This window comes from Nonomuraea sp. NPDC050536 (assembly GCF_044457685.1).
GTDB lineage: Bacteria > Actinomycetota > Actinomycetes > Streptosporangiales > Streptosporangiaceae > Nonomuraea.
Genome location: NZ_JBITHD010000007.1, coordinates 339769 through 357669, shown reverse-complemented (window position 1 = coordinate 357669; position 17901 = coordinate 339769). Strand labels below are relative to the sequence as shown.

Sequence of the window (17901 nt, the reverse complement as noted above, 5' to 3'; positions counted from 1 at the left end):
GGCCCGGATCGTCTTCAGCGGCGATGGGGCGTGCCCATGTGCCCGCGCCTCGTATGGCGGCGGGGGATGCCTTGGGTGAGGGGCTTGGGGGAAGGCCTGCTGTCGAGAGGCGGGTGGTTGTGGGTGGGGTTGGGGTGGATGTGGTTAGCGAGCGGGAGGTTGTGGAGCGGGTTGGTCGCGCCCTCGAGCGGGGGGTGGGTGGGCGGGTTGTTACGCCTAACGTGGACATTTGTCGGGCCGTTCGGCGAGATCCGGGGTTGCGGGGGTTGGTGGACTCGGCCGAGATCGTGGTGGCCGATGGGATGCCGTTGGTGTGGGCCTCGCGGCTGGCAGGGACGCCTCTGCCTGAGCGGGTTACCGGTGCGGATCTGATCTGGTCCCTCAGCGAGCTGGCCGCGTTGCGTGGCTGGCCCATTTACTTGCTCGGCGGCCCCCCGGGCGTGGCGGCGCGGGCCGCCGGGCAACTCGTCGAACGGCATCCCAGGCTGGTCGTGTGCGGGGTGGACGCTCCGCCGTACGGCTTCGATGCCAGCGACGGCGGGCGCGAAGAGGTCCGGCGGAAGGTGGTGGGGGCCGGGCCGCGGCTGGTGTTCGTGGGGTTGGGGTTTCCGCGGCAGGATCGGCTCATCGCGGAGTTGCGAAGGGACCTGCCGGATGCGTGGTTCGTCGGGTGCGGGGCGGCGATCGCCTTCGCGGCCGGCACCGTGCCCCGGGCGCCCCGGTGGATGCGGAGGACGGGCCTGGAGTGGGCGTTCCGCCTCGTCAGCGAGCCCGGTCGGCTGGCCCGCCGCTACCTCGTCCACGACCTCCCCTTCGCCGCCACCGTCCTGACCTCCGCCCTCCTCCACCGCCTCACCCCCGCGTAGCCCCTGAAGCCGGTCTCGACGGCCACACCTCCGGTAGCGCCCCAAGGCGGACATCTGCCTGCCCAAGGTGCGCGCTGCCTGGGCGGCTGTCCCGTTTGTGCCACCTCTCGTCCCTGTCGTGCGGTGAGCCTTGGGCGGCCGGAGAGGGGTGGGGAGGTTAGGAGGGGGTCAGCCCACATAAGCCCAGAACCCACTGGGATGATCTTGAATGGGCGAGCGGGTGGGTTGATGAAGCTGTGATCTTCTTCGTCGTTGCGCCCGTGTTCGTCTCGCTACACCCTGACCGAGGCGGCGTAGCGGTGGGCCTGCTACGACTGTTGCATGGCTGTCAGAGACGCAGCCCGAGGGGCGCCGCTCCCACGAGGCCGCCGTCGATGACGAGGTCCTGACCGGTGATGTACGACGCGTCGTCCGAGACCAGGAAGGCGACGGCAGCGGCGACATCGTCCGGGTGGCCGAGCGAGCCGAGCGGCACCTCCGCCGTGATGCGGGTCTCCGCGTCGGGGTCGATGGCGGACCGGTACATCTCGGTCTCGATGTAGCCGGGGCTGACGGAATTGACGCGGATGCCACGCGGCGCGAGGTCGGTGCCGAGCGTGCGGGCGAGATTGTGCACGGCAGCCTTGCTGGCGGCGTAGATCGAGGCCGCCGGGAGGCCGCGGTGCAGGGTCCAGGAGGCGTTGATGACGACGGCGCCTCCGTCGCCCATCAGCGGCAGCGCTTTTTGGATCGTGAAGAACACTCCCTTGAAGTTGATTCCCACGGTGTGGTCGAAGTCCTTCGGGGTGAACTCTGGCCTGAAGTCCGCAATTCCGGCATTGGCGAAGACCGCGTCGAGGGCACCGCGCCAGGTCTCGACGCGCCGCACGAGGAGATCGAGGTCGGCGTCAACGCTGACGTCCGCGCGGACGGGCAGGACCCGCTCGGAGCCCAGGCGTTCTGCAGCGGTGTCGAGGCGGGCCTGGTCGCGGCCGGTGATGACGACGTACGCGCCCTCGTCGAGGAGTCTGCGCGCGGTCGCGAAGCCGATGCCGCTGGTGCCGCCGGTGATCAAAACTGTTCTGTTCGTGAATCGCTTCATGCCGACGATCCTCGAGCGGTGCGAGCTTACGCGGCAGTGTTGGCTGAACCTGGGTCTGACACCACCACCAAGCGCTCCAGCAGGGCCTTCGTTTCCGTCCCGGGTGCGGGGGTGTGCAGCGATAGGCGGTGGCCGGGCAGTTCGGGCAGCGGCAGGGTGGTGGCCTCGAAGGTCAGCGTCCCCAGGCCGGGGATCTCCAGGGCCTTGGTGCCGTGAGTGGGGCCGCCCACGGGGAGTTCCGCCCAGATCTCGGCGAAGGCGGGGCTCGCGGCGCACATGTCCGAGGCCAGGCGGCCGAATTCGGGATCGTCCGGGTAGCGGGCGGCGTCCGCCCGGAACAGGCCGATCATCGCTCGCGCCGCGTCGTGCCAGTCCACGACTGCCGCACGGTAGCGGGCGTTGGTGAAGAAGCTGACCAGGCAGTTGTGGTCGTACTCGTTGCACTGGAACACGATCTCCGCCGCGCGGTTGACCGCGAGGACGTTCCAGTGCCGGTCGATGACGTACGCGGGCCGCGGCAGCCAGCCCTCCAGCAGTCGCCGCACGGCATCGGGGACCCGGCCTTCGGAAGGCGCCGCCTGCGGCGGATTGAGGCCGGCGAGGAGGTACAGGTGCTCGTGCTCGGCGGGCTCCAGGCGCAGCACCCTGGCGATGGCGTCCAGGACGTCGGCGGAGACGTTGATGTCGCGTCCCTGCTCGAGCCAGGTGTACCAGGACACTCCCACGCCGGCGAGCACCGCCACCTCCTCTCGCCGCAGCCCGGGCGTACGGCGGCCCTCGCCTGCCGGCATGCCCACGTCAGCGGGCGTCACCCGGGCTCGCCGCGACCGGAGGAATGCGCGCATCTCGGAACTGCGCCGCTGCCGCGCATTTGTGGAGAGCCGGGAAATGCCCATCAGGTCATGCTATGTCGTGATTAACAGACCTCGCCTGTACGGCGCGCTCACGCGTGTCGCTGCCCGGGGGTGCTGCCGACCGGGCCGCCTCGTGTGCGAGCGCGCTGTGCCGCAGCGTTTTCTGGATGAACTTCGATCTGGCCACCTAAGAGGGCCGGTTCATGTTCGCGGTCCTGGCCGCAGCCGCGGAATACGAGCTGGAGCTGCGCGCCGAGCGCCAGGCCGAGGGAATCGCCGCCGCCAGGCGCCGCGAAGCCACCGGTGCCATGCTGCCTGGCAAGAAGAAGACTGGTCGGCCGCGCGTCATCGGCCCGCCGAGCTGGCCACACTACGCGATAACGGCTGTCCGCCGGTTCCTCGACCCTGGGCTTCGTCGGCCGCCAATCAGCGGAAACACCGATCATGATCCACTCAATGTGGGTTTGGGCTCATGTGGGCTGATCCCCCAGGAGGGGGTTGGGGTGGAGGTGAGGGTGTGGATGCGGGTGATTTCTGTGGGGGTGAGGCCGGAAGTTGAGGTGGCGAGGGAGGCTCGGGAGTTCATGGGTTGGAAGGCGGTTCGGGAGAGGCCGGTCCAGGTGAAGCCGCGGCGGGTGGTGCTCGGGCCGGTGCAGGCGAGGGTGATGCGTTGTTCGGCCCTGGGTGTCCAGGTGAGGCCGCAGTATGCGTACAGGTCGCGGAAGGCGGGCAGGGGGTCGGCGGCCAGGGCGTCGTAGGAGACGAGCCGGATCCCGGGGGTGCGGGCGAGGATCGCATGGGTGACGCGCCAGAGGGCGGCGGCCTTGGCGAGGCGGTCCTGGGAGCCCACCAGGTCACGCAGGGACAGCACCTCGGGGTGGTCGCGCACCAGCAGCGGCTGTTCCAGGAGCTCGTGGAAGTACACCGTCCAGCCGAGCCGCTGCCAGCTGGCCACGAACGCCACCGGGTCCCGTTCCAGCGCGATCACCCGGCATCCCAGCCGGGCGGCGAACCAGCCGGCCGACAGCACGGCGAACGGGTCGTCGAGCAGGGCACGGCGGCCGGAGAGGCGGCCGAGGACGAAGGCGCCGCCGTACCGCAGCAGGCGTGCGAGGTCGTAGGGGGAGTGGTTCGCCCGCAGCTCCGCCAGCAACCCGTACCGCAGCGCGACCGTGTCGCGGAAGGCGGGAAGCCAGTACTCCGAGTTGTCATCGCAGATGTACTGGAACCGGTGCGAAACTCCGGCCCGAAGGACACCGGGGCACCGCCCGGGCGGGTGCTGCGGGTTGAGCGGCTCGTTGACGTAGACGAGCTCGCCCGAGGCGGCCAGCATCTTCCCGGTCCAACTGGTCCCGCTCCGCGGCAACCCGGTGACGAGGATCGGTCCGCTCATGCCGCCGCCCACGAGCGCACCCGCAGCGCGGCCAGGGTGTGCCGGCCGAAGGGGCGCAAGCCGTACCGCTGGTGGATCTGCCAGAGCGGCAGCAGGTTCTTCACCAGGACCCCGCCCGACCAGCCGAGCACCGCGCCCAGCGCTCCGTGCGCGGGGATGAGCGCCAGGTCGAGCACGACCGTGCACGCGACGGCGATCGCCAGGTTGGCCAGCGAGGCCGTGGTGTGCCCTGCGGCGGTGAGCACGACGTCGACCATCCCGCACGCGGTGGCCACCATCATCGTCCCCGACAGCACCAGCGCGATGGGCACGGCGGAGCCGTACCCGGAGCCGAAGACCCGCAGCAGCCAGGGCGCCAGCGCCGCGTACCCCAGCCAGACCGGCCAGGTCAGCAGCACCAGCCACACCGTGGTCGCCTGGTAGAGCTCCCTGGCCCGAGCCAGGTCACCGGCGGCGAGCGCGCGCACGAGCAGCGGCTGCGCGGCCTGGGAAAGCCCCTGGTTGGCCAGCTGCCCGACCACCTTGAAGCGGGTCGCGGCCGTGTAGACGGCCGCCTGCGCGGGCCCGCCGAGCATGGCCACGATCACGATGTCCAGCCGCTGGAACACGGCCTGGATCGCGCCCGCCACCGACCGCGGCGCGGTGTAGCGCCACAGATCGCGCCCCGTCCCCGGCAGGTACGGCGTGCGCGGCACCCGCCCGCGCAGGCTCAGCGCCGCCAGAACCGCCACGGGCACGTACGGCAGGCCCCACGCGAACCCCAGCCACGAAGGATCCCGAACCAGCCACACGAGCCCGAGCTGCGCCAGCGGCAGCAGGATCCCGTCGTAGCAGACGGTGGGCCGCATCGTGCCGAACCCCCGGCTGGCCGCCAGCAGCACGTCGGCCGCCACGACGAAAGGCAGCGCCACCGCCAGGAACCCCAGCTCGCCGGACAGAACAGCACCGGCCACGCAGGCCACGACCACCCCAGGCACCAGCGCCGCCCGGATATATCCGGACATACCGCGGTAGCCGTACGTCCGAGCCCGGGCAATGAAGTAGATCACCCCGTTCCCGGCGTCGAGCTTGGCCACGCCGGAAACCATCAACGCCAGCGCGGTGGCCGTGAAGAACACCCCGGCCTGCTCCCTGGAGAAGCCCCGAGTCACCACGACCACCAGCAGGAACTGCGCGAGCGCGCTCACCCCTGCCCCGGTGATCCCGGCGACCCCGCCCCTGGCCACCCGCCGCAGCATCACCGGCGCCACGACGGATCACCCTCCAGCCAGCGCGCCAGCTGGGTGTCGTACACCTCGAAGTGGTCGCTGAGGGCCTGCCGTACCGACTCCGGCAGCGGCTTGGGCAGGGGTCGCCCGTTGTGCCGCTCGAAGATCGGGTATCCGAGATGCGGCACGCCCAGGAACTTCATCACCCGGTCGTAGACCCGCTCGGGCTCGGTGAAGAAGCGGTGGCTGTCGAGCACCAGCATCCGATCACGCCCGAACAGCGGCTCGAGCCGGTCGAGCTGCTCGGCGTAGCGCCCGCGGGCCAGGTAGGCGTGGTGGCGGTGGGAGTGGTGGACGGCGCCGGGATGCGCGCGCAGGAACTCCTCGGCCCCTGCCAGCCGCTGCACCTCCAGCTCGACGGCGTACTCGAAGTGCGATTCGGTCTCGAACCCGCGCGCCAGCTCGTGCGCGTGCGCCGAGCAGGCCCGCTCGACCGGGTCGCGCACCAGCACGATCAGCTTCACCCCTGGCAGGTCCGCCGCGATCCGCTCACCCGCCAATGGGTGGAACAGGTAATAGGGGGACGATTCAAACGCCAGCGGCCGCCCGCGGTACCGCCGCCCCAGCAACGAAGCACCAACCCGCAGCGGGAAATGCCCCTGATACCAGGACATGCCGCGCGAGTAGGCCACGTCGAAGTAGTGCACTCCTTTGTGCAGCACGGGTTTGAGCAGCAGCGGATGCTGGGCCAGCGTCCGGTAGAGAGAGGTCGTGCCGCACCGCTGTCCGCCCACGATGAGGAACGACGGCAGGATCCGCGCAGCCGAGGTGAGCCTCCCCGTGGTCCGCGACACGGACAGCACCGACTGCTTCATGGCACTCACGTCAGCAACTCCTGGTGGTCGACGATCGGGTTGAGCCAGGTGTCGGGCGGGCCGAGCGGCTCGTGGCCGTCAGCGGCGTGCCGGTCGGCCAGCGCGATGAGGTAGCGCAGCGCGGTCTGCTTGGACTGCGCCGCCGACAGCCCGAGCGGCGCGAGCAGCCGCACGGCCCCTGCCAGGCACGCGCGGGCGGCCGTGGCCGGGTCCATCCGCCGCAGGGAGCGCTGGAAGGCGTGGTGGACCAGGTCGAAGCCGTACGGCACGCCGACCTCGTACCGCTCCCAGTCCCAGACGAGCAGCCGCCCGTCGCCCGAGGAGGCGATGTTCCACGGCGACAGATCCCCGTGCCACGCGGCGCTCACCCCGGTCCCGGCGATCTCCTTGACCGCGCTCACCAGCAGGTCCTGGGGGATCTTCGAGCGACGGATCGGCAGCGGCGACAGGGCCAGCACGGCCAGGTCGCGCCAGCGCCCGTGGTACAGCACGTTCGGCGCGACCACGGTCTTGAGCGGCAGGTCGGCCAGCTTCTTCAGCGCGGCCGCCTCGCGGGTGACCAGTTCCCGCGTCCGCGACGAGTCGCCGATCTTGATGAAGGCGATCCTGCGCCCGCCGGAGTACGCCTCGAGCACCGGCTTGCGGTTGGCCCGCCTGGCCGGCCGTACGTGCAGGATCGCCCTTATCGGCATGCCGAAGACGTCGCTGAGATGCGCGGAGATCGACCCGTCGACCGGCACCATGACGCGCGGCCCGACCGGCATGTGCCACCAGCGCCGCGGAGCCAGCCGCCGTGGCAGCAGCGCGTGCGGCAGCACGCTGTGCGCGACGGGCGAGCCGGGACCCGGGTAGAGCAGGCCCAGCGTCTGGCGCAGGTAGGCGAGCCGGGCCTTGGCGTCGGTCATGGAGAGTTCCTCCACAGGAGGGCGAACGAGATGAGGTAGAGGCTGAGCGGCGTCACCAGGCCGTCGTAGACGAACATGTAGAGCAGCACGAGGATCATCACCAGCACGCCGGCCAGCCCGATCGGGCTCCTGTCGCGCCAGTACCGCCGGATGGCGCCCAGGAAGAAGCCGACGTAGAGCGCCGCCCCCGCGAACCCCTGCGTGATGATCAGCAGCCAGAGCTGGCCGTCGCTGCCCAGCGGCGGGTGGCCGCAGCCGGAGCACCACTCGGTCTTGCCGGTGGTGATGGTGCGATGGTTGCCCATCGCGTTGCGCGTGTTGCCGTAGCCGATGATCGGCGAGTGGCCGGCGGCCTTGATGGTGGCCGCGACGGTGAAGGCGCGGATGTCGTTGGAGTGCGGGTTGTCCAGCCGCTGCCCGACCAGGGAGGCCAGCGGGCTGAGCGCGAACACCGCGGCGCCCGCGCACGCGGCGGTGGCCAGCGCGATCCTGGTACGGCCGCCCACGCGGACCATCAGGTAGACCGCGCCCAGGCCGAGGCCGATCCACAGGCCGCGGTTGAGCGAGTAGACGATCGGGACGGCGGCCACCGCCGTGAGGACCACCGCGGCCGCCTTGCGCCGTGGCCCGCCGTACACCCACCAGCCGACCAGGAACCAGACCAGCAGCACCGAGATGTTGCTGCCCCAGGCGTTGGCCCATTCGAAGGGCGCCTCGGGGCGGGGCGAGGCGTAGCCGAGCACGTGCTGGGTCTGGGCGGCGGTCGGGTGGATGAGGTTCTGCACGAATGCGCTGTCGCTGATCCAGCCGGGCAGCAGCATCTCCACCGGCGAGGTGAAGGCGAAGCGCGGGAACAGCACGCCGAGCAGCCCGCCCGCGACGGTCGTGACGAACAGCACGCCCAGCATGCGCACCAGCCGCAGCTGGGGCAGCTCGCGCTCGGACAGGTTGCCCAGGTAGAGCACCATGATCAGCAGCGCCACGTACAGCAGCAGGCGCATGAGGTAGCCGATGACGCGGCCCGCGCCGAACCCGCCGTAGGTGCCGGGCGGCATCTCGTCAAGCATCATCGCGCTCAGCAGGTATCCGGCCAGCAGCAGCAGCCACAGCCCGAACCCGCGCGGCAGCCTGATCGGCCGCCGGCGCCACAGGATCGCCGCCATCGGCACGGCCAGGACGATCACCGACAGCCCGCCGAAGCCGAGCGCCCACCAGATCGGGTACCCCACCAGCAGAGCGGCGATCGGCCACGCGGGCCCCCTCACGTCGGCGTGCCCCGCTGATCCGGCGAGATCGCCTGCATCGGGGTGGTCTCCGCCGCCATCTCGGTGTTGACGACGGGGCCCGCGACGAGCTTGCCCAGCGGCGTCTTCTGCGGCGCCTCGGGCAGCCGCACAGGGCCGGCCGCGCACACGGCCCCGATGATCGGCACGCCGTGCCTGCTGAGCTGCCGTACGGCTGCCGCCACGTCGGCCGAGCCGGCCCGGCCCAGCCCGATCAGCAGGAGGGCGGCGTCGGCCCTGGCCAGGTCGCCCACGTCGGTCCCGATCAGCACCGACAGCGGCGCGCTGGCCGACAGCGGTCCCGCCAGCGGCGAGGCGCCCAGGTCGGCGGGCACGGCCCGCACCAGCAGCCGCTGCCCTGGGCAGGCGGCCAGCACGGTGGAGGTCAGGTCGTGCAGCGTGGCGTGATCGGCCGGGCCCGTCAGGTCGGCCAGCACGGGCAGCCCGGTCAGGCGCTCGACGTCGCCGGGCGTGCGCAGCGCGGTGTCGAGCCGGTCGCGCGCGTAGGCGGCGCCCGCGCCGAGCAGCAGCCCGGCCATCAGCCCTGTGCCCAGGTAGAGCGGCAGGCTGGGGGAGCTGGGCGCGGTCGGCGGGATGGCCTGGCTGATGATCGAGCCGGGGGTCACCGCGACGGTGCGCTGGGCGTCGTACTTCATGGTCAGGCTGTAGACCTGCCGGTTGAGCACGCTCTGCCGGTGGTCGGCGATGGCGAACTCGGCGGTGCCCTTGCGCAGCCCCGCCAGGTCCTCGATGACCTTGTCGAGCGCGGTGTTGACCTGCTTGAGCTTGCCGAGCAGGGTCTTCTGCTGCGCGGCCAGCGCGGCCTGCGCGGCCTCCGTGCGGTTGGCCAGGTAGGCCTGGGCGTAGGCGCGCGACTGGGCCGCGGCCGTCTGGGGGTCGGCGGCGGTGACGGAGATCCACAGCACCGCCGAGTTGGGCGGCACCGACACCTCGACCGGCTCCGGCGCGGTCACCTTGAGCAGCTGCGCGGCCTTGGCGGCCACCACGGCCGACTGCGCGACCTGCGCCTCAGTGTCGAGGTTGAGTGACTCGCGCTGGCGGTTGGTCACCTGGTTGGCCTGGTCCTGCACGCCCACGGGGGTGACCAGGACCTGCGTGGTCGCGGTGTATTCCGGCGGCGTGGCCTTCAGCAGGGCGAAGCCCGCCACCAGCCCGGCGACCGGCAGCCCCAGGAAGAGCATCCTGCGCCTGCGGAGCAGCGCCAGGTGCTCTCGCAGGTCCGTGCCGGAACTGGGCGACAGGCTCATGATCCTCCTTGCGCTGAGTGGAAGGTCGGCGACGGAGCGTCACGATCCGGGATGCTCGCCCACTATAGGGCTGAGGAATATTGCCCCGGTTGAATACACAAGATTTTCTCGAGTACGGCAGGCAGAGTGCCCTATTTAAATCCGAAATTTCGCGAAATGACGGATGGCATCTCCGCAGGTCGTTGGCGTGCTATTGCTGAACTTCGCGCAATGACGTGGCAAGGTTTGAAACGCAAGAAGGGGGGACTGCTTTGCGGCCACGGCGAATTATCGGGTTCATGGTCATGGCAATGGCGTTGTCCGGTTGTTCGGGCGCCAAGGGCGAGGCGGACCAGGCGGACGGCAGGCTGGGCCTGCCCAGCGCGCCCTCCTGCACGGTCACCGCCAAACTCATCCCGTCGTGCGGCGCCTGGTGGGGCCTGGCCCCCGAGGTCTTCACCGGCGCCGCCCCCGCCGAGGCCACGCGGCACGCCGAGGCGCGCATGGGCGGCACGGCCGACATCGTGCATGTCTACCACCGCGGCAGCGAGCTGTTCCCCACCAGCAAGGAGATCGCGCTGGCCCGCGACGCGGCCAGGCCCCGGTTGCTGCTGATCAACTGGAAGCCGTCGCTCAGCCACACCTGGCGCGAGATCGCCGACGGCGCGGTCGACGGCAGGATCGACCGGCTCGCCGACTACATCAGGCAGACCTTCCCCGAGCGGTTCTTCCTGACCATCCACCACGAGCCGGAGAACGACGTGCGGGCCGCCGAGGGCTCGGGCATGCAGGCGGCCGACTACGCCGCCATGTATCGCCACGTCGTGCTCCGCCTGCGCGACAGGGGAGTGCGCAACGCGGTGACCGTCATGACCTACATGGGCGCGCCCAACTGGGCGGTCAAGCCCTGGTTCGAGCAGCTGTACCCGGGCGACGACGTCGTCGACTGGGTGGCCATGGACCCCTACGCCGACTCCCTGGTGCACGACTTCGACGGGCTGGTCAACAAGACCCGCAAGGAGTACGGCCAGTGGCCCGGCTTCTACCGGTGGATGCAGTGGCGCTTCCCCGGCAAGCCCATCATGATCGCCGAGTGGGGCGTGTTCGAGCGCTACCAGGACCGCACGTTCAAGCAGACGTTCTTCAACTCCGTGCGCACCCAGATCAAGCACTACCCGCAGATCAAGGCACTGGTCTACTTCGACTCGCCGCGGGCGCCCCGCGGCGACACCCGCTTCGACTCCGACCCGGCCGCAGGCAGGGCCTTCACCGAGCTCTCGCGAGATCCCTACTTCCGCGCGACGCGCGTGCCACGACCCTGAGCCGCCATCCGGCCAGTCCCACCAGTACGGCTGCCGCCAGCGTCCAGAGCATGGCGGAGGTGCCCACGTTCAGCAGCTTGAGCGCCGAGGCCAGCAGCACGACCGCGAGCAGGGCCCTGATCAGGCCGCCGGGCGCCCTGGAGGAGATCCGGGCGCCCAGATAGACGCCGGGGATCGAGCCGATCAGCAGTGACACCGTCAGATCCAGCTTGAAGTCGCCGAACAGCAGGTGGCCGAGCGCCGCCGAGGCCACCAGCGGCACGGCCTGCACCAGGTCGGTGCCCACGAGCTGGTTGGCCTTGAGTGACGGGTAGAGCGCGAGCAGCGCCACGATGATCAGCGAACCCGAGCCCACCGACGAGATCCCGACGACCAGCCCGCCTACCGTACCGACCAGTAGGGTCGGAATTGGGCGCACGACGATCTCGTGCGTGCTCGCCGATCCGCCCCGGTCGCCGAACCAGAACTTGGCCGCCAGCCCTGCCACGGCCAGCAGCAGCGCCACGCCCAGCGCGTACTTCACCCCGTCGCCCACCGCGAACGCCCGCGCCACGAACACCCCCGCGAACGCGGCCGGCACCGACCCAGCGCACAGCCAGCCCACCAGGCGCAGGTTGACCGTGCCCTGCCGCAGGTGGACCACGCTGCCGACGGGCTTCATCACCGCCGAGGCGACCAGGTCGCTGGAGACCGCGGCCAGCGGCGGCACGTTGAAGAACAGCATCATCATCGGGGTCATGAGCGCGCCACCGCCCATGCCGGTGAGACCGACGACGATGGCGACCAGGAACGAGCCGGCGATCAGGGGGAAGTCGATCAACGTACCCATCCTCCGCTTCTGATCGTGTCGAGGACCCGGGACACGGCGGCCTCGATCGCGATGTGCGTGGTGTCGATGACCAGATCGGCGTCCTCCGGCTCCTCGTAGGGATCGGAGATGCCGGTGAACTCGGGGATCAGCCCGGCGCGCGCCTTGGCGTACAGGCCCTTGCGGTCGCGCCGCTCGCACTCCTCGAGGGGCGTGGCCACGTGCACGAGCAGGAAGTCGGCGCCCACCGACTCGACCATCTCGCGCACCTCCTCGCGGGTCTGCGCGTAGGGCGCGATCGGCGCGCAGATCGCCAGCCCCCCGTGCCTGGCCGCCTCGGCCGCCACGAACCCGATGCGCCGGATGTTGAGATCGCGGTCGGTCTTGGAGAACGTCAGCCCCTTCGACAGCAGGTGGCGCACCACGTCGCCGTCGAGGTAGGTGACCGTCCTGCTGCCGAGCTCGAGCAGCGCGTCACGCAGGCCGCGGGCGATCGTGGACTTGCCCGACCCCGACAGGCCAGTGAAGAAGACCACCAGCCCGCGCCGGTGCGGCGGCCCCGGCAGCGTGATCGGCTCGGGACCCGCCAGGTGCTCGCTCGCGCCGTAGTTGTCCGCGACGTGCTCGCGCAGCTCCAGATCGATCTCCGGCTCCTCGCGCGGCGCCAGCGGGACCGAGACCACGATCGTGTCCGCGGGCAGCTGCTCCTTCGCCTTCAGCGCCGCCCGCACCACGGCGGGGCCCTGCTCGCCGTAGGCCAGCGGCAGCAGCAGGATCACCGCGCCCAGCTCCTTGGCGGTGGAGGTGATCTCGCTGAGGTCGTCCAGCGGGCCGCGCATGGTCACCGCCAGCGCCGGCCGTCCGGCCAGCTCCTCGCGCACCTGCGCGGGCGTGCGGCGCAGCCGCGCGAACGGCCCGTGCTCGGCCGCCCCCAGGCTCCGGACCGGCCCCGCGGTCAGCCCGTCTTCGTCGTGCTCGGTCACGGACAGTACGGCCAGCGGCACGCCCTCGGGGTCGAGCAGGGTCACCTCGCCGGCCGCCTCGGGCACGTACAGGGTGACCGGGGCGGGCCAGGGGGTGCCGTCCTTCAGCGTGCCGCGCTCGTGCACCGCGTGCACGTCGTCGTGGCCGAGGAAGCCCGCCAGCGGGTGGAAGGCCCCGGAGAGCAGCAGCTCAAGGTCGGCCAGCTCGCGCGTGCCGGGGGTCCACTCCACCATTCCGCCATCCCAACTATTCCGATTGAATTGGTAGGAATAGTATCAGGTTCAGATGAGTCTGGCGAAGTGGTTCTGCGGCTTCCTGATGACCATGGTGACCTCATCATGCGTGGCCGGGTAGCGCCCGCGGGTCACCTTCGCCGCCATGGCCACCGCAAGGCTGCCGATGCGGCCCATCGCGGGACCCGTGGTGGCCCGCAGGTCGTCGCAGACCATCAGCCCCCTGGTCAGGCAGAACGTGTGGATCCCCTCGTGCGAGGTGACCGGCTCGTACACGGTCGGCAGCGGCCCAGGCGTCCCGGCGGGCACCAGATGCCGCCACAGCAGCCTGCGCATCCACTCCGGCGTCATCCGCGCGCACAGCCCGTAGGCGGAGCCGCGGTCGCGCATGCGCAGCAGTATCAGCCCGCCCGGTCGCAACGCCTGCAGCAGCCGATCGAAGACCAGCTCGGCGTGGTGGATCCGCTCGAGCAGGAAGTTGATCTGGATCACGTCGAAGGACCGCGGCGGCAGATGCACCGACCGCATGTCGCCCAGTGACCAGCCGTCGTAGTCGTCGCGCCGCTCCACTGCCGCGCGAACCGCGGGCAGCTCCTCGTCCACTCCCGTGACCCTGGTCTCCATGCGCTCCAGGACCATCGGCTCGTGTTGGGCGCACCCCGCGACCAGGATGTCCAGCCGCCGCCCCAGTTGCTCGGTCCACTGCTCGCGGATCCGCTGACCAAACAGGTCACCCCGCCAGGCGACCGCCCGCACCTCAGACATGTCACCCACAGTAGCCACTCGATCCTCTTTCGTTAGGCATTTCCTCGCGCCGCCCGGCCGCTTCCCGGGAAGGATCACTTCGCGTTACGCAGGGGCTCGCGGCGTGAGGGGGCTGCTAGCGTGCCCCGCTGTGGACGAGCGGGTGTATGTGGGCAATGCGGACGTGGACGCCCTCAGCGAGCGAGGCTGGCTGCTGGGGCACTTCCGGCCGGAAGACGACCCGCGGCACAGCCAGGACGTCGAGATCAAGTGGGGCGTCCACCCGCCGGGCGACGAGCGGGCCGAGTGGGTGACGGGGGAGGAGCGTACCGCGCTGCTCGTCCTCATCAGCGGCCGCTTCCGCGTCGAGCTGCCCGGGCGCAGCGTGCTGCTGGCCAAGCGCGGCGACTACGTCGTGTGGGGGCACGGAGTCGATCACTCCTGGTACGCGGAAGAGGAATCCGGGGTGCTCACCGTGCGCTGGCCGTCCGTCCCCGGCTACGCAGTCGGGGGCTGACGACAAGTAGGCTGGGGTCGAAACCCCCGTGACCACGTTCGGCCGGGGGTAGTTGCGTTGCGCTCGTGGGGCTGTGGGTTTATCTGATGAGTCTTTCCGGACTGCTTGACCTTGTCGCCGCCGACCCGAAACTGACCAGCGCCCTCGACGAGGGCGGAGACGTCGCGCTGATCGCACCGGCGGCGCTGCGGCCCTTCGGCGTGGCCGCACTGGCCGGGCACGACCGGACCACCGTGCTGGCCGTCACCGCCACCGGGCGGGAGGCCGAGGACCTGGCCGCCGCGCTGACGAGCCTGATGGAGCCCAGCTCGGTGGCGGTGTTCCCGGCTTGGGAGACGCTGCCGCACGAGCGGCTCTCGCCGCGCAGCGACACCGTCGGCCAGCGCCTGGCCGTGCTGCGCAGGCTGGCCCACCCGATCAAGGACGACCCCGCAGCCGGGCCGCTCAGCGTGATCGTGGCGCCGATCAGGGCGCTGCTGCAGCCGATCGTGCGCGGCCTGGGCGAGCTGGAGCCGACCAGGCTCAGGGCGGGCGACGAGGCCGACCTGGAAGAGGTCGTCGACCGGCTCGTCGAAAACGGCTACCACCGGGTCGACATGGTCGAGCGGCGCGGCGAGGTCGCCGTGCGCGGCGGCCTGCTCGACGTGTTCCCGCCGACCGAGGAGCACCCGCTGCGGCTGGAGTTCTGGGGCGACACGGTCGAGGAGATCCGCTGGTTCAAGGTGGCCGACCAGCGCTCACTCGAGGCGGCCGACGGCGGGCTGTTCGCCCCGCCCTGCCGCGAGCTGTTGCTGACCGAGGAGGTGCGGCGGCGGGCGCGCGAGCTGGCCGAGCAGCACCCGGCGCTGGCCGAGGTGCTCGACCAACTGGGCGACGGCATCCCGGTGGAGGGCATGGAGGCCTTCGCCCCGGTGCTGGCCGGCGAGATGGACCTGCTGCTCGACCACCTGCCTGCCAGGTCGGCGGTGTTCGTGTGCGACCCCGAGCGGATCAGGAGCAGGGCCGAGGAGCTGGTCAGGACCTCGCAGGAGTTCCTGGAGGCCTCCTGGATCAACGCCGCGGCCGGCGGCGAGGCGCCCATCGACCTGGGCGCGGCGGCCTTCAGGAGCCTGGAGGAGATCCGCGGCCACGCCGACGTGCTCGGGCAGCAGTGGTGGACGATGGCGCCGTTCGGCAACGGACTCGAGCTGGACGCGCAGGACTCCGAGGCCTACCGGGGCGACACCGCCAAGGCGCTGGGCGACATCAAGGGCTGGCTCGGCGACGGCAAGGCCGTCGTGCTGCTCAGCGAGGGTCACGGTTCGGCCGCGCGCATGGTGGAGCTGCTGCGGGGCGTGGACGTGCCCGCCAGGCTGCAGGAGTTCCTCGACACGGCTCCCGAGCCGAAGGTCGTCCACGTCACGACCGGGCTGATCGAGCACGGCTTCATCACGCCGGGGCTCGCCGTACTGACGCATCTTGACCTGGTGGGGCAGAAGGCCTCGACCAAGGACATGCGCCGGCTGCCGAGCAGGCGCCGGAACATGGTCGACCCGCTGCAGCTCAAGGTCGGCGACCACGTGGTGCACGAGCAGCACGGCGTGGGCCGCTACATCGAGATGGTCCAGCGCACCGTGCAGGGTGCCACCCGCGAGTACCTGGTCATCGAGTACGCCAAGGGCGACCGCCTGTACGTGCCCACCGACCAGCTCGACGAGGTCACCCGCTACGTCGGCGGCGAGGCCCCCACGCTCAACAGGATGGGCGGCGCCGACTGGGCCAAGGCCAAGTCCAGGGCCAAGAAGGCGGTCAAGGAGATCGCCGGCGAGCTGATCCGCCTCTACAGCGCCCGCATGGCCAGCCCCGGGTACGCCTTCGCGGCCGACTCGCCCTGGCAGCGCGAGATGGAGGACGCCTTCCCCTACGCCGAGACCGGTGACCAGCTCGAGGCCATCGACGAGGTCAAGCGCGACATGGAGCGCGGGATCCCGATGGACCGGCTGATCTGCGGCGACGTGGGCTACGGCAAGACCGAGATCGCCGTGCGGGCCGCCTTCAAGGCCGTCCAGGACGGCAAGCAGGTCGCCGTGCTGGTGCCGACCACGCTGCTGGTGCAGCAGCACATGTCCACCTTCAACGAGCGCTTCTCCAGCTTCCCCGTGACGCTCAAGCCCGTCTCCCGCTTCCAGACCGACGGCGAGGTCAAGGAAACGCTGGAGGGCCTGCGCTCCGGCGGGGTCGACCTGGTCATCGGCACACACCGGCTGCTCAGCCCCGAGGTCCGCTTCAAGGACCTGGGGCTGATCATCATCGACGAGGAGCAGCGCTTCGGCGTCGAGCACAAGGAGGCCATGAAGCACCTGCGCACCCAGGTCGACGTGCTGGCCATGTCGGCCACGCCGATCCCGCGCACGCTGGAGATGGGCCTGACCGGCATCCGCGAGATGTCCACGATCCTGACCCCGCCGGAGGAGCGGCACCCGATCCTCACCTTCGTCGGGCCCTACGACGAGAAGCAGATCGGGGCAGCCGTACGCAGAGAGCTGATGCGCGACGGCCAGATCTTCTTCGTGCACAACCGGGTCGCCTCGATCAACCGGGTGGCGAGCAGGCTCAGGGAACTGGTCCCCGAGGCGCGGATCGCGGTGGCGCACGGGCAGATGAATGAGCACCAGCTCGAGAAGATCATGGTCGGCTTCTGGGAGCGCGAATACGACGTGCTCGTCTCCACCACGATCGTGGAGTCCGGGCTCGACGTGCCCAACGCCAACACGCTCATCGTCGACCGGGCCGACAACTACGGCCTGTCGCAGCTGCACCAGCTGCGCGGCCGCGTCGGCCGGGGCCGCGAGCGCGGCTACGCCTACTTCCTCTACCCGCCCGAGAAGCCGCTCACCGAGACGGCGCACGAGCGCCTGGCCACGATCGCGCAGCACACCGAGATGGGCGCGGGCATGTACGTGGCGATGAAGGACCTGGAGATCCGCGGCGCGGGCAACGTGCTGGGCGCCGAGCAGTCCGGCTTCATCGCCGGGGTGGGCTTCGACCTGTACGTGCGGTTGATGTCCGAAGCCGTACAGGAGCAGAAGGCCAAGCTGAGCGGCGAGGAGGTCGTCGAGGAGCACCACGACGTCAAGGTCGAGCTGCCGATCAACGCGCACATCCCGCACGACTACGTCACCTCCGAGCGGCTGCGCCTGGAGGCCTACAAGCGCATCGCCGCGATCATCGCCGACATCGGCATCGACGAGGTGCGCGACGAGCTGACGGACCGGTACGGCAAGCCGCCCGTCGAGGTGGAGAACCTGCTCGAGGTGGCCCGCTTCCGGCTGCGGGCACGGCAGGCCGGGCTGACCGACGTCACGCTGCAGGGCCAGAACATCAAGTTCGGACCCGTCACGCTGAAGGAGTCGCAGCAGGTCCGCCTCGACCGGCTGTACAAGAAGGCCATCTACAAGCCGACGGCGGAGACGCTGCTGGTGCCGGTGCCCAAGACCAAGCCCCTGGGCGGGCAGCCGTTGCGGGATCTTGATCTGCTGAAATGGTGCGGAGACCTGGTCCAGGCCATGTTCCTCGAGCCCGCACGGGTAAGCTAGCCGCGG

General features: G+C 70.6%; 15 protein-coding genes. 4 read left to right on the top strand and 11 right to left on the bottom strand.

Going from position 1 to position 17901, the window contains the following annotated elements; genetic code table 11:
- Nucleotides 1-257: 257 nt before the first annotated feature.
- Complete coding sequence (locus tag ACIBHX_RS22525; protein WP_397069126.1) at nt 258-866, top strand: WecB/TagA/CpsF family glycosyltransferase; 609 nt, start codon at nt 258-260, stop codon at nt 864-866.
- A 328-nt stretch (nt 867-1194) separates the two neighbouring features.
- On the opposite strand, the gene ACIBHX_RS22520 is transcribed toward ACIBHX_RS22525, so the two are convergent.
- The 8 genes from ACIBHX_RS22520 to ACIBHX_RS22485 all read right to left on the bottom strand — a co-directional run bounded on the left by ACIBHX_RS22520 (nt 1195) and on the right by ACIBHX_RS22485 (nt 9733).
- Nucleotides 1195-1920 (bottom strand): SDR family NAD(P)-dependent oxidoreductase, encoded by a 726-nt coding sequence (locus ACIBHX_RS22520; protein ID WP_397069125.1) that lies wholly within the window; start codon nt 1918-1920, stop codon nt 1195-1197.
- A gap of 53 nt (nt 1921-1973) precedes the next feature.
- Complete coding sequence (locus ACIBHX_RS22515) at nt 1974-2792, bottom strand: helix-turn-helix transcriptional regulator (protein WP_397069124.1); 819 nt, start codon at nt 2790-2792, stop codon at nt 1974-1976.
- Between the two features lie 451 nt (nt 2793-3243).
- Entirely contained in the window at nt 3244-4194 is a 951-nt protein-coding gene (locus ACIBHX_RS22510; RefSeq protein ID WP_397069123.1) for a sulfotransferase, read from the bottom strand.
- Nucleotides 4191-5444, bottom strand: coding sequence for a lipopolysaccharide biosynthesis protein (locus ACIBHX_RS22505; protein WP_397069121.1), 1254 nt, complete (start codon nt 5442-5444; stop codon nt 4191-4193). Before ACIBHX_RS22505 ends, ACIBHX_RS22510 begins: the two co-directional genes overlap by 4 nt.
- Entirely contained in the window at nt 5432-6277 is an 846-nt protein-coding gene (locus ACIBHX_RS22500; protein ID WP_397069244.1) for a sulfotransferase domain-containing protein, read from the bottom strand. Before ACIBHX_RS22500 ends, ACIBHX_RS22505 begins: the two co-directional genes overlap by 13 nt.
- A gap of 5 nt (nt 6278-6282) precedes the next feature.
- Nucleotides 6283-7182 carry a hypothetical protein gene (locus ACIBHX_RS22495; protein ID WP_397069120.1) on the bottom strand — a complete coding sequence of 300 codons (900 nt, stop codon included), beginning with the start codon at nt 7180-7182 and terminating at the stop codon, nt 6283-6285.
- Complete coding sequence (locus ACIBHX_RS22490) at nt 7179-8447, bottom strand: hypothetical protein (protein WP_397069119.1); 1269 nt, start codon at nt 8445-8447, stop codon at nt 7179-7181. Before ACIBHX_RS22490 ends, ACIBHX_RS22495 begins: the two co-directional genes overlap by 4 nt.
- Nucleotides 8444-9733: a Wzz/FepE/Etk N-terminal domain-containing protein gene (locus ACIBHX_RS22485; RefSeq protein ID WP_397069118.1), complete on the bottom strand. Its 1290-nt coding sequence runs from the start codon at nt 9731-9733 to the stop codon at nt 8444-8446. Before ACIBHX_RS22485 ends, ACIBHX_RS22490 begins: the two co-directional genes overlap by 4 nt.
- A 278-nt stretch (nt 9734-10011) precedes the next feature.
- Between ACIBHX_RS22485 and ACIBHX_RS22480 the strand changes: the two genes are divergently transcribed.
- The gene (locus ACIBHX_RS22480) at nt 10012-11034 is read left to right on the top strand and encodes a glycoside hydrolase family 26 protein (protein WP_397069117.1); all 1023 of its coding nucleotides are present in this window, start codon (nt 10012-10014) and stop codon (nt 11032-11034) included.
- Here ACIBHX_RS22480 and ACIBHX_RS22475 read toward each other — a convergent pair.
- From ACIBHX_RS22475 to ACIBHX_RS22465, 3 genes are read right to left on the bottom strand one after another with little or no spacing between them, the layout of a single operon-like run.
- Nucleotides 10979-11863: a sulfite exporter TauE/SafE family protein gene (locus ACIBHX_RS22475; RefSeq protein ID WP_397069116.1), complete on the bottom strand. Its 885-nt coding sequence runs from the start codon at nt 11861-11863 to the stop codon at nt 10979-10981. The genes ACIBHX_RS22480 and ACIBHX_RS22475 overlap by 56 nt on opposite strands.
- Nucleotides 11851-13059, bottom strand: coding sequence for an adenylyl-sulfate kinase (cysC, locus tag ACIBHX_RS22470; RefSeq protein ID WP_397069115.1), 1209 nt, complete (start codon nt 13057-13059; stop codon nt 11851-11853). The genes ACIBHX_RS22475 and cysC overlap by 13 nt, the downstream gene beginning before the upstream one ends.
- A gap of 48 nt (nt 13060-13107) precedes the next feature.
- Nucleotides 13108-13824: a class I SAM-dependent methyltransferase gene (locus ACIBHX_RS22465; RefSeq protein WP_397069114.1), complete on the bottom strand. Its 717-nt coding sequence runs from the start codon at nt 13822-13824 to the stop codon at nt 13108-13110.
- A gap of 130 nt (nt 13825-13954) precedes the next feature.
- Between ACIBHX_RS22465 and ACIBHX_RS22460 the strand changes: the two genes are divergently transcribed.
- Together ACIBHX_RS22460 and mfd are read left to right on the top strand one after the other, a co-directional pair.
- Complete coding sequence (locus ACIBHX_RS22460) at nt 13955-14320, top strand: signal peptidase I (RefSeq protein WP_397069113.1); 366 nt, start codon at nt 13955-13957, stop codon at nt 14318-14320.
- Nucleotides 14321-14406: 86 nt separating this feature from the next.
- Complete coding sequence (gene mfd / locus ACIBHX_RS22455) at nt 14407-17895, top strand: transcription-repair coupling factor (protein ID WP_397069112.1); 3489 nt, start codon at nt 14407-14409, stop codon at nt 17893-17895.
- The last annotated feature ends 6 nt before the right edge of the window (nt 17896-17901 follow it).

Bases quoted from the DNA above. Each gene is read 5' to 3' on its own strand.
- mfd (WP_397069112.1), top strand. From the start codon at position 14,407: ATGAGTCTTTCCGGACTGCTTGACCTTGTCGCCGCCGACCCGAAACTG.
- ACIBHX_RS22475 (WP_397069116.1), bottom strand. From the start codon at position 11,863: ATGGGTACGTTGATCGACTTCCCCCTGATCGCCGGCTCGTTCCTGGTC.
- ACIBHX_RS22500 (WP_397069244.1), bottom strand. From the start codon at position 6,277: ATGAAGCAGTCGGTGCTGTCCGTGTCGCGGACCACGGGGAGGCTCACC.
- ACIBHX_RS22515 (WP_397069124.1), bottom strand. From the start codon at position 2,792: ATGCGCGCATTCCTCCGGTCGCGGCGAGCCCGGGTGACGCCCGCTGAC.
- ACIBHX_RS22510 (WP_397069123.1), bottom strand. From the start codon at position 4,194: ATGAGCGGACCGATCCTCGTCACCGGGTTGCCGCGGAGCGGGACCAGT.
- ACIBHX_RS22495 (WP_397069120.1), bottom strand. From the start codon at position 7,182: ATGACCGACGCCAAGGCCCGGCTCGCCTACCTGCGCCAGACGCTGGGC.
- ACIBHX_RS22480 (WP_397069117.1), top strand. From the start codon at position 10,012: ATGGTCATGGCAATGGCGTTGTCCGGTTGTTCGGGCGCCAAGGGCGAG.
- ACIBHX_RS22485 (WP_397069118.1), bottom strand. From the start codon at position 9,733: ATGAGCCTGTCGCCCAGTTCCGGCACGGACCTGCGAGAGCACCTGGCG.
- ACIBHX_RS22465 (WP_397069114.1), bottom strand. From the start codon at position 13,824: ATGTCTGAGGTGCGGGCGGTCGCCTGGCGGGGTGACCTGTTTGGTCAG.
- cysC (WP_397069115.1), bottom strand. From the start codon at position 13,059: ATGGTGGAGTGGACCCCCGGCACGCGCGAGCTGGCCGACCTTGAGCTG.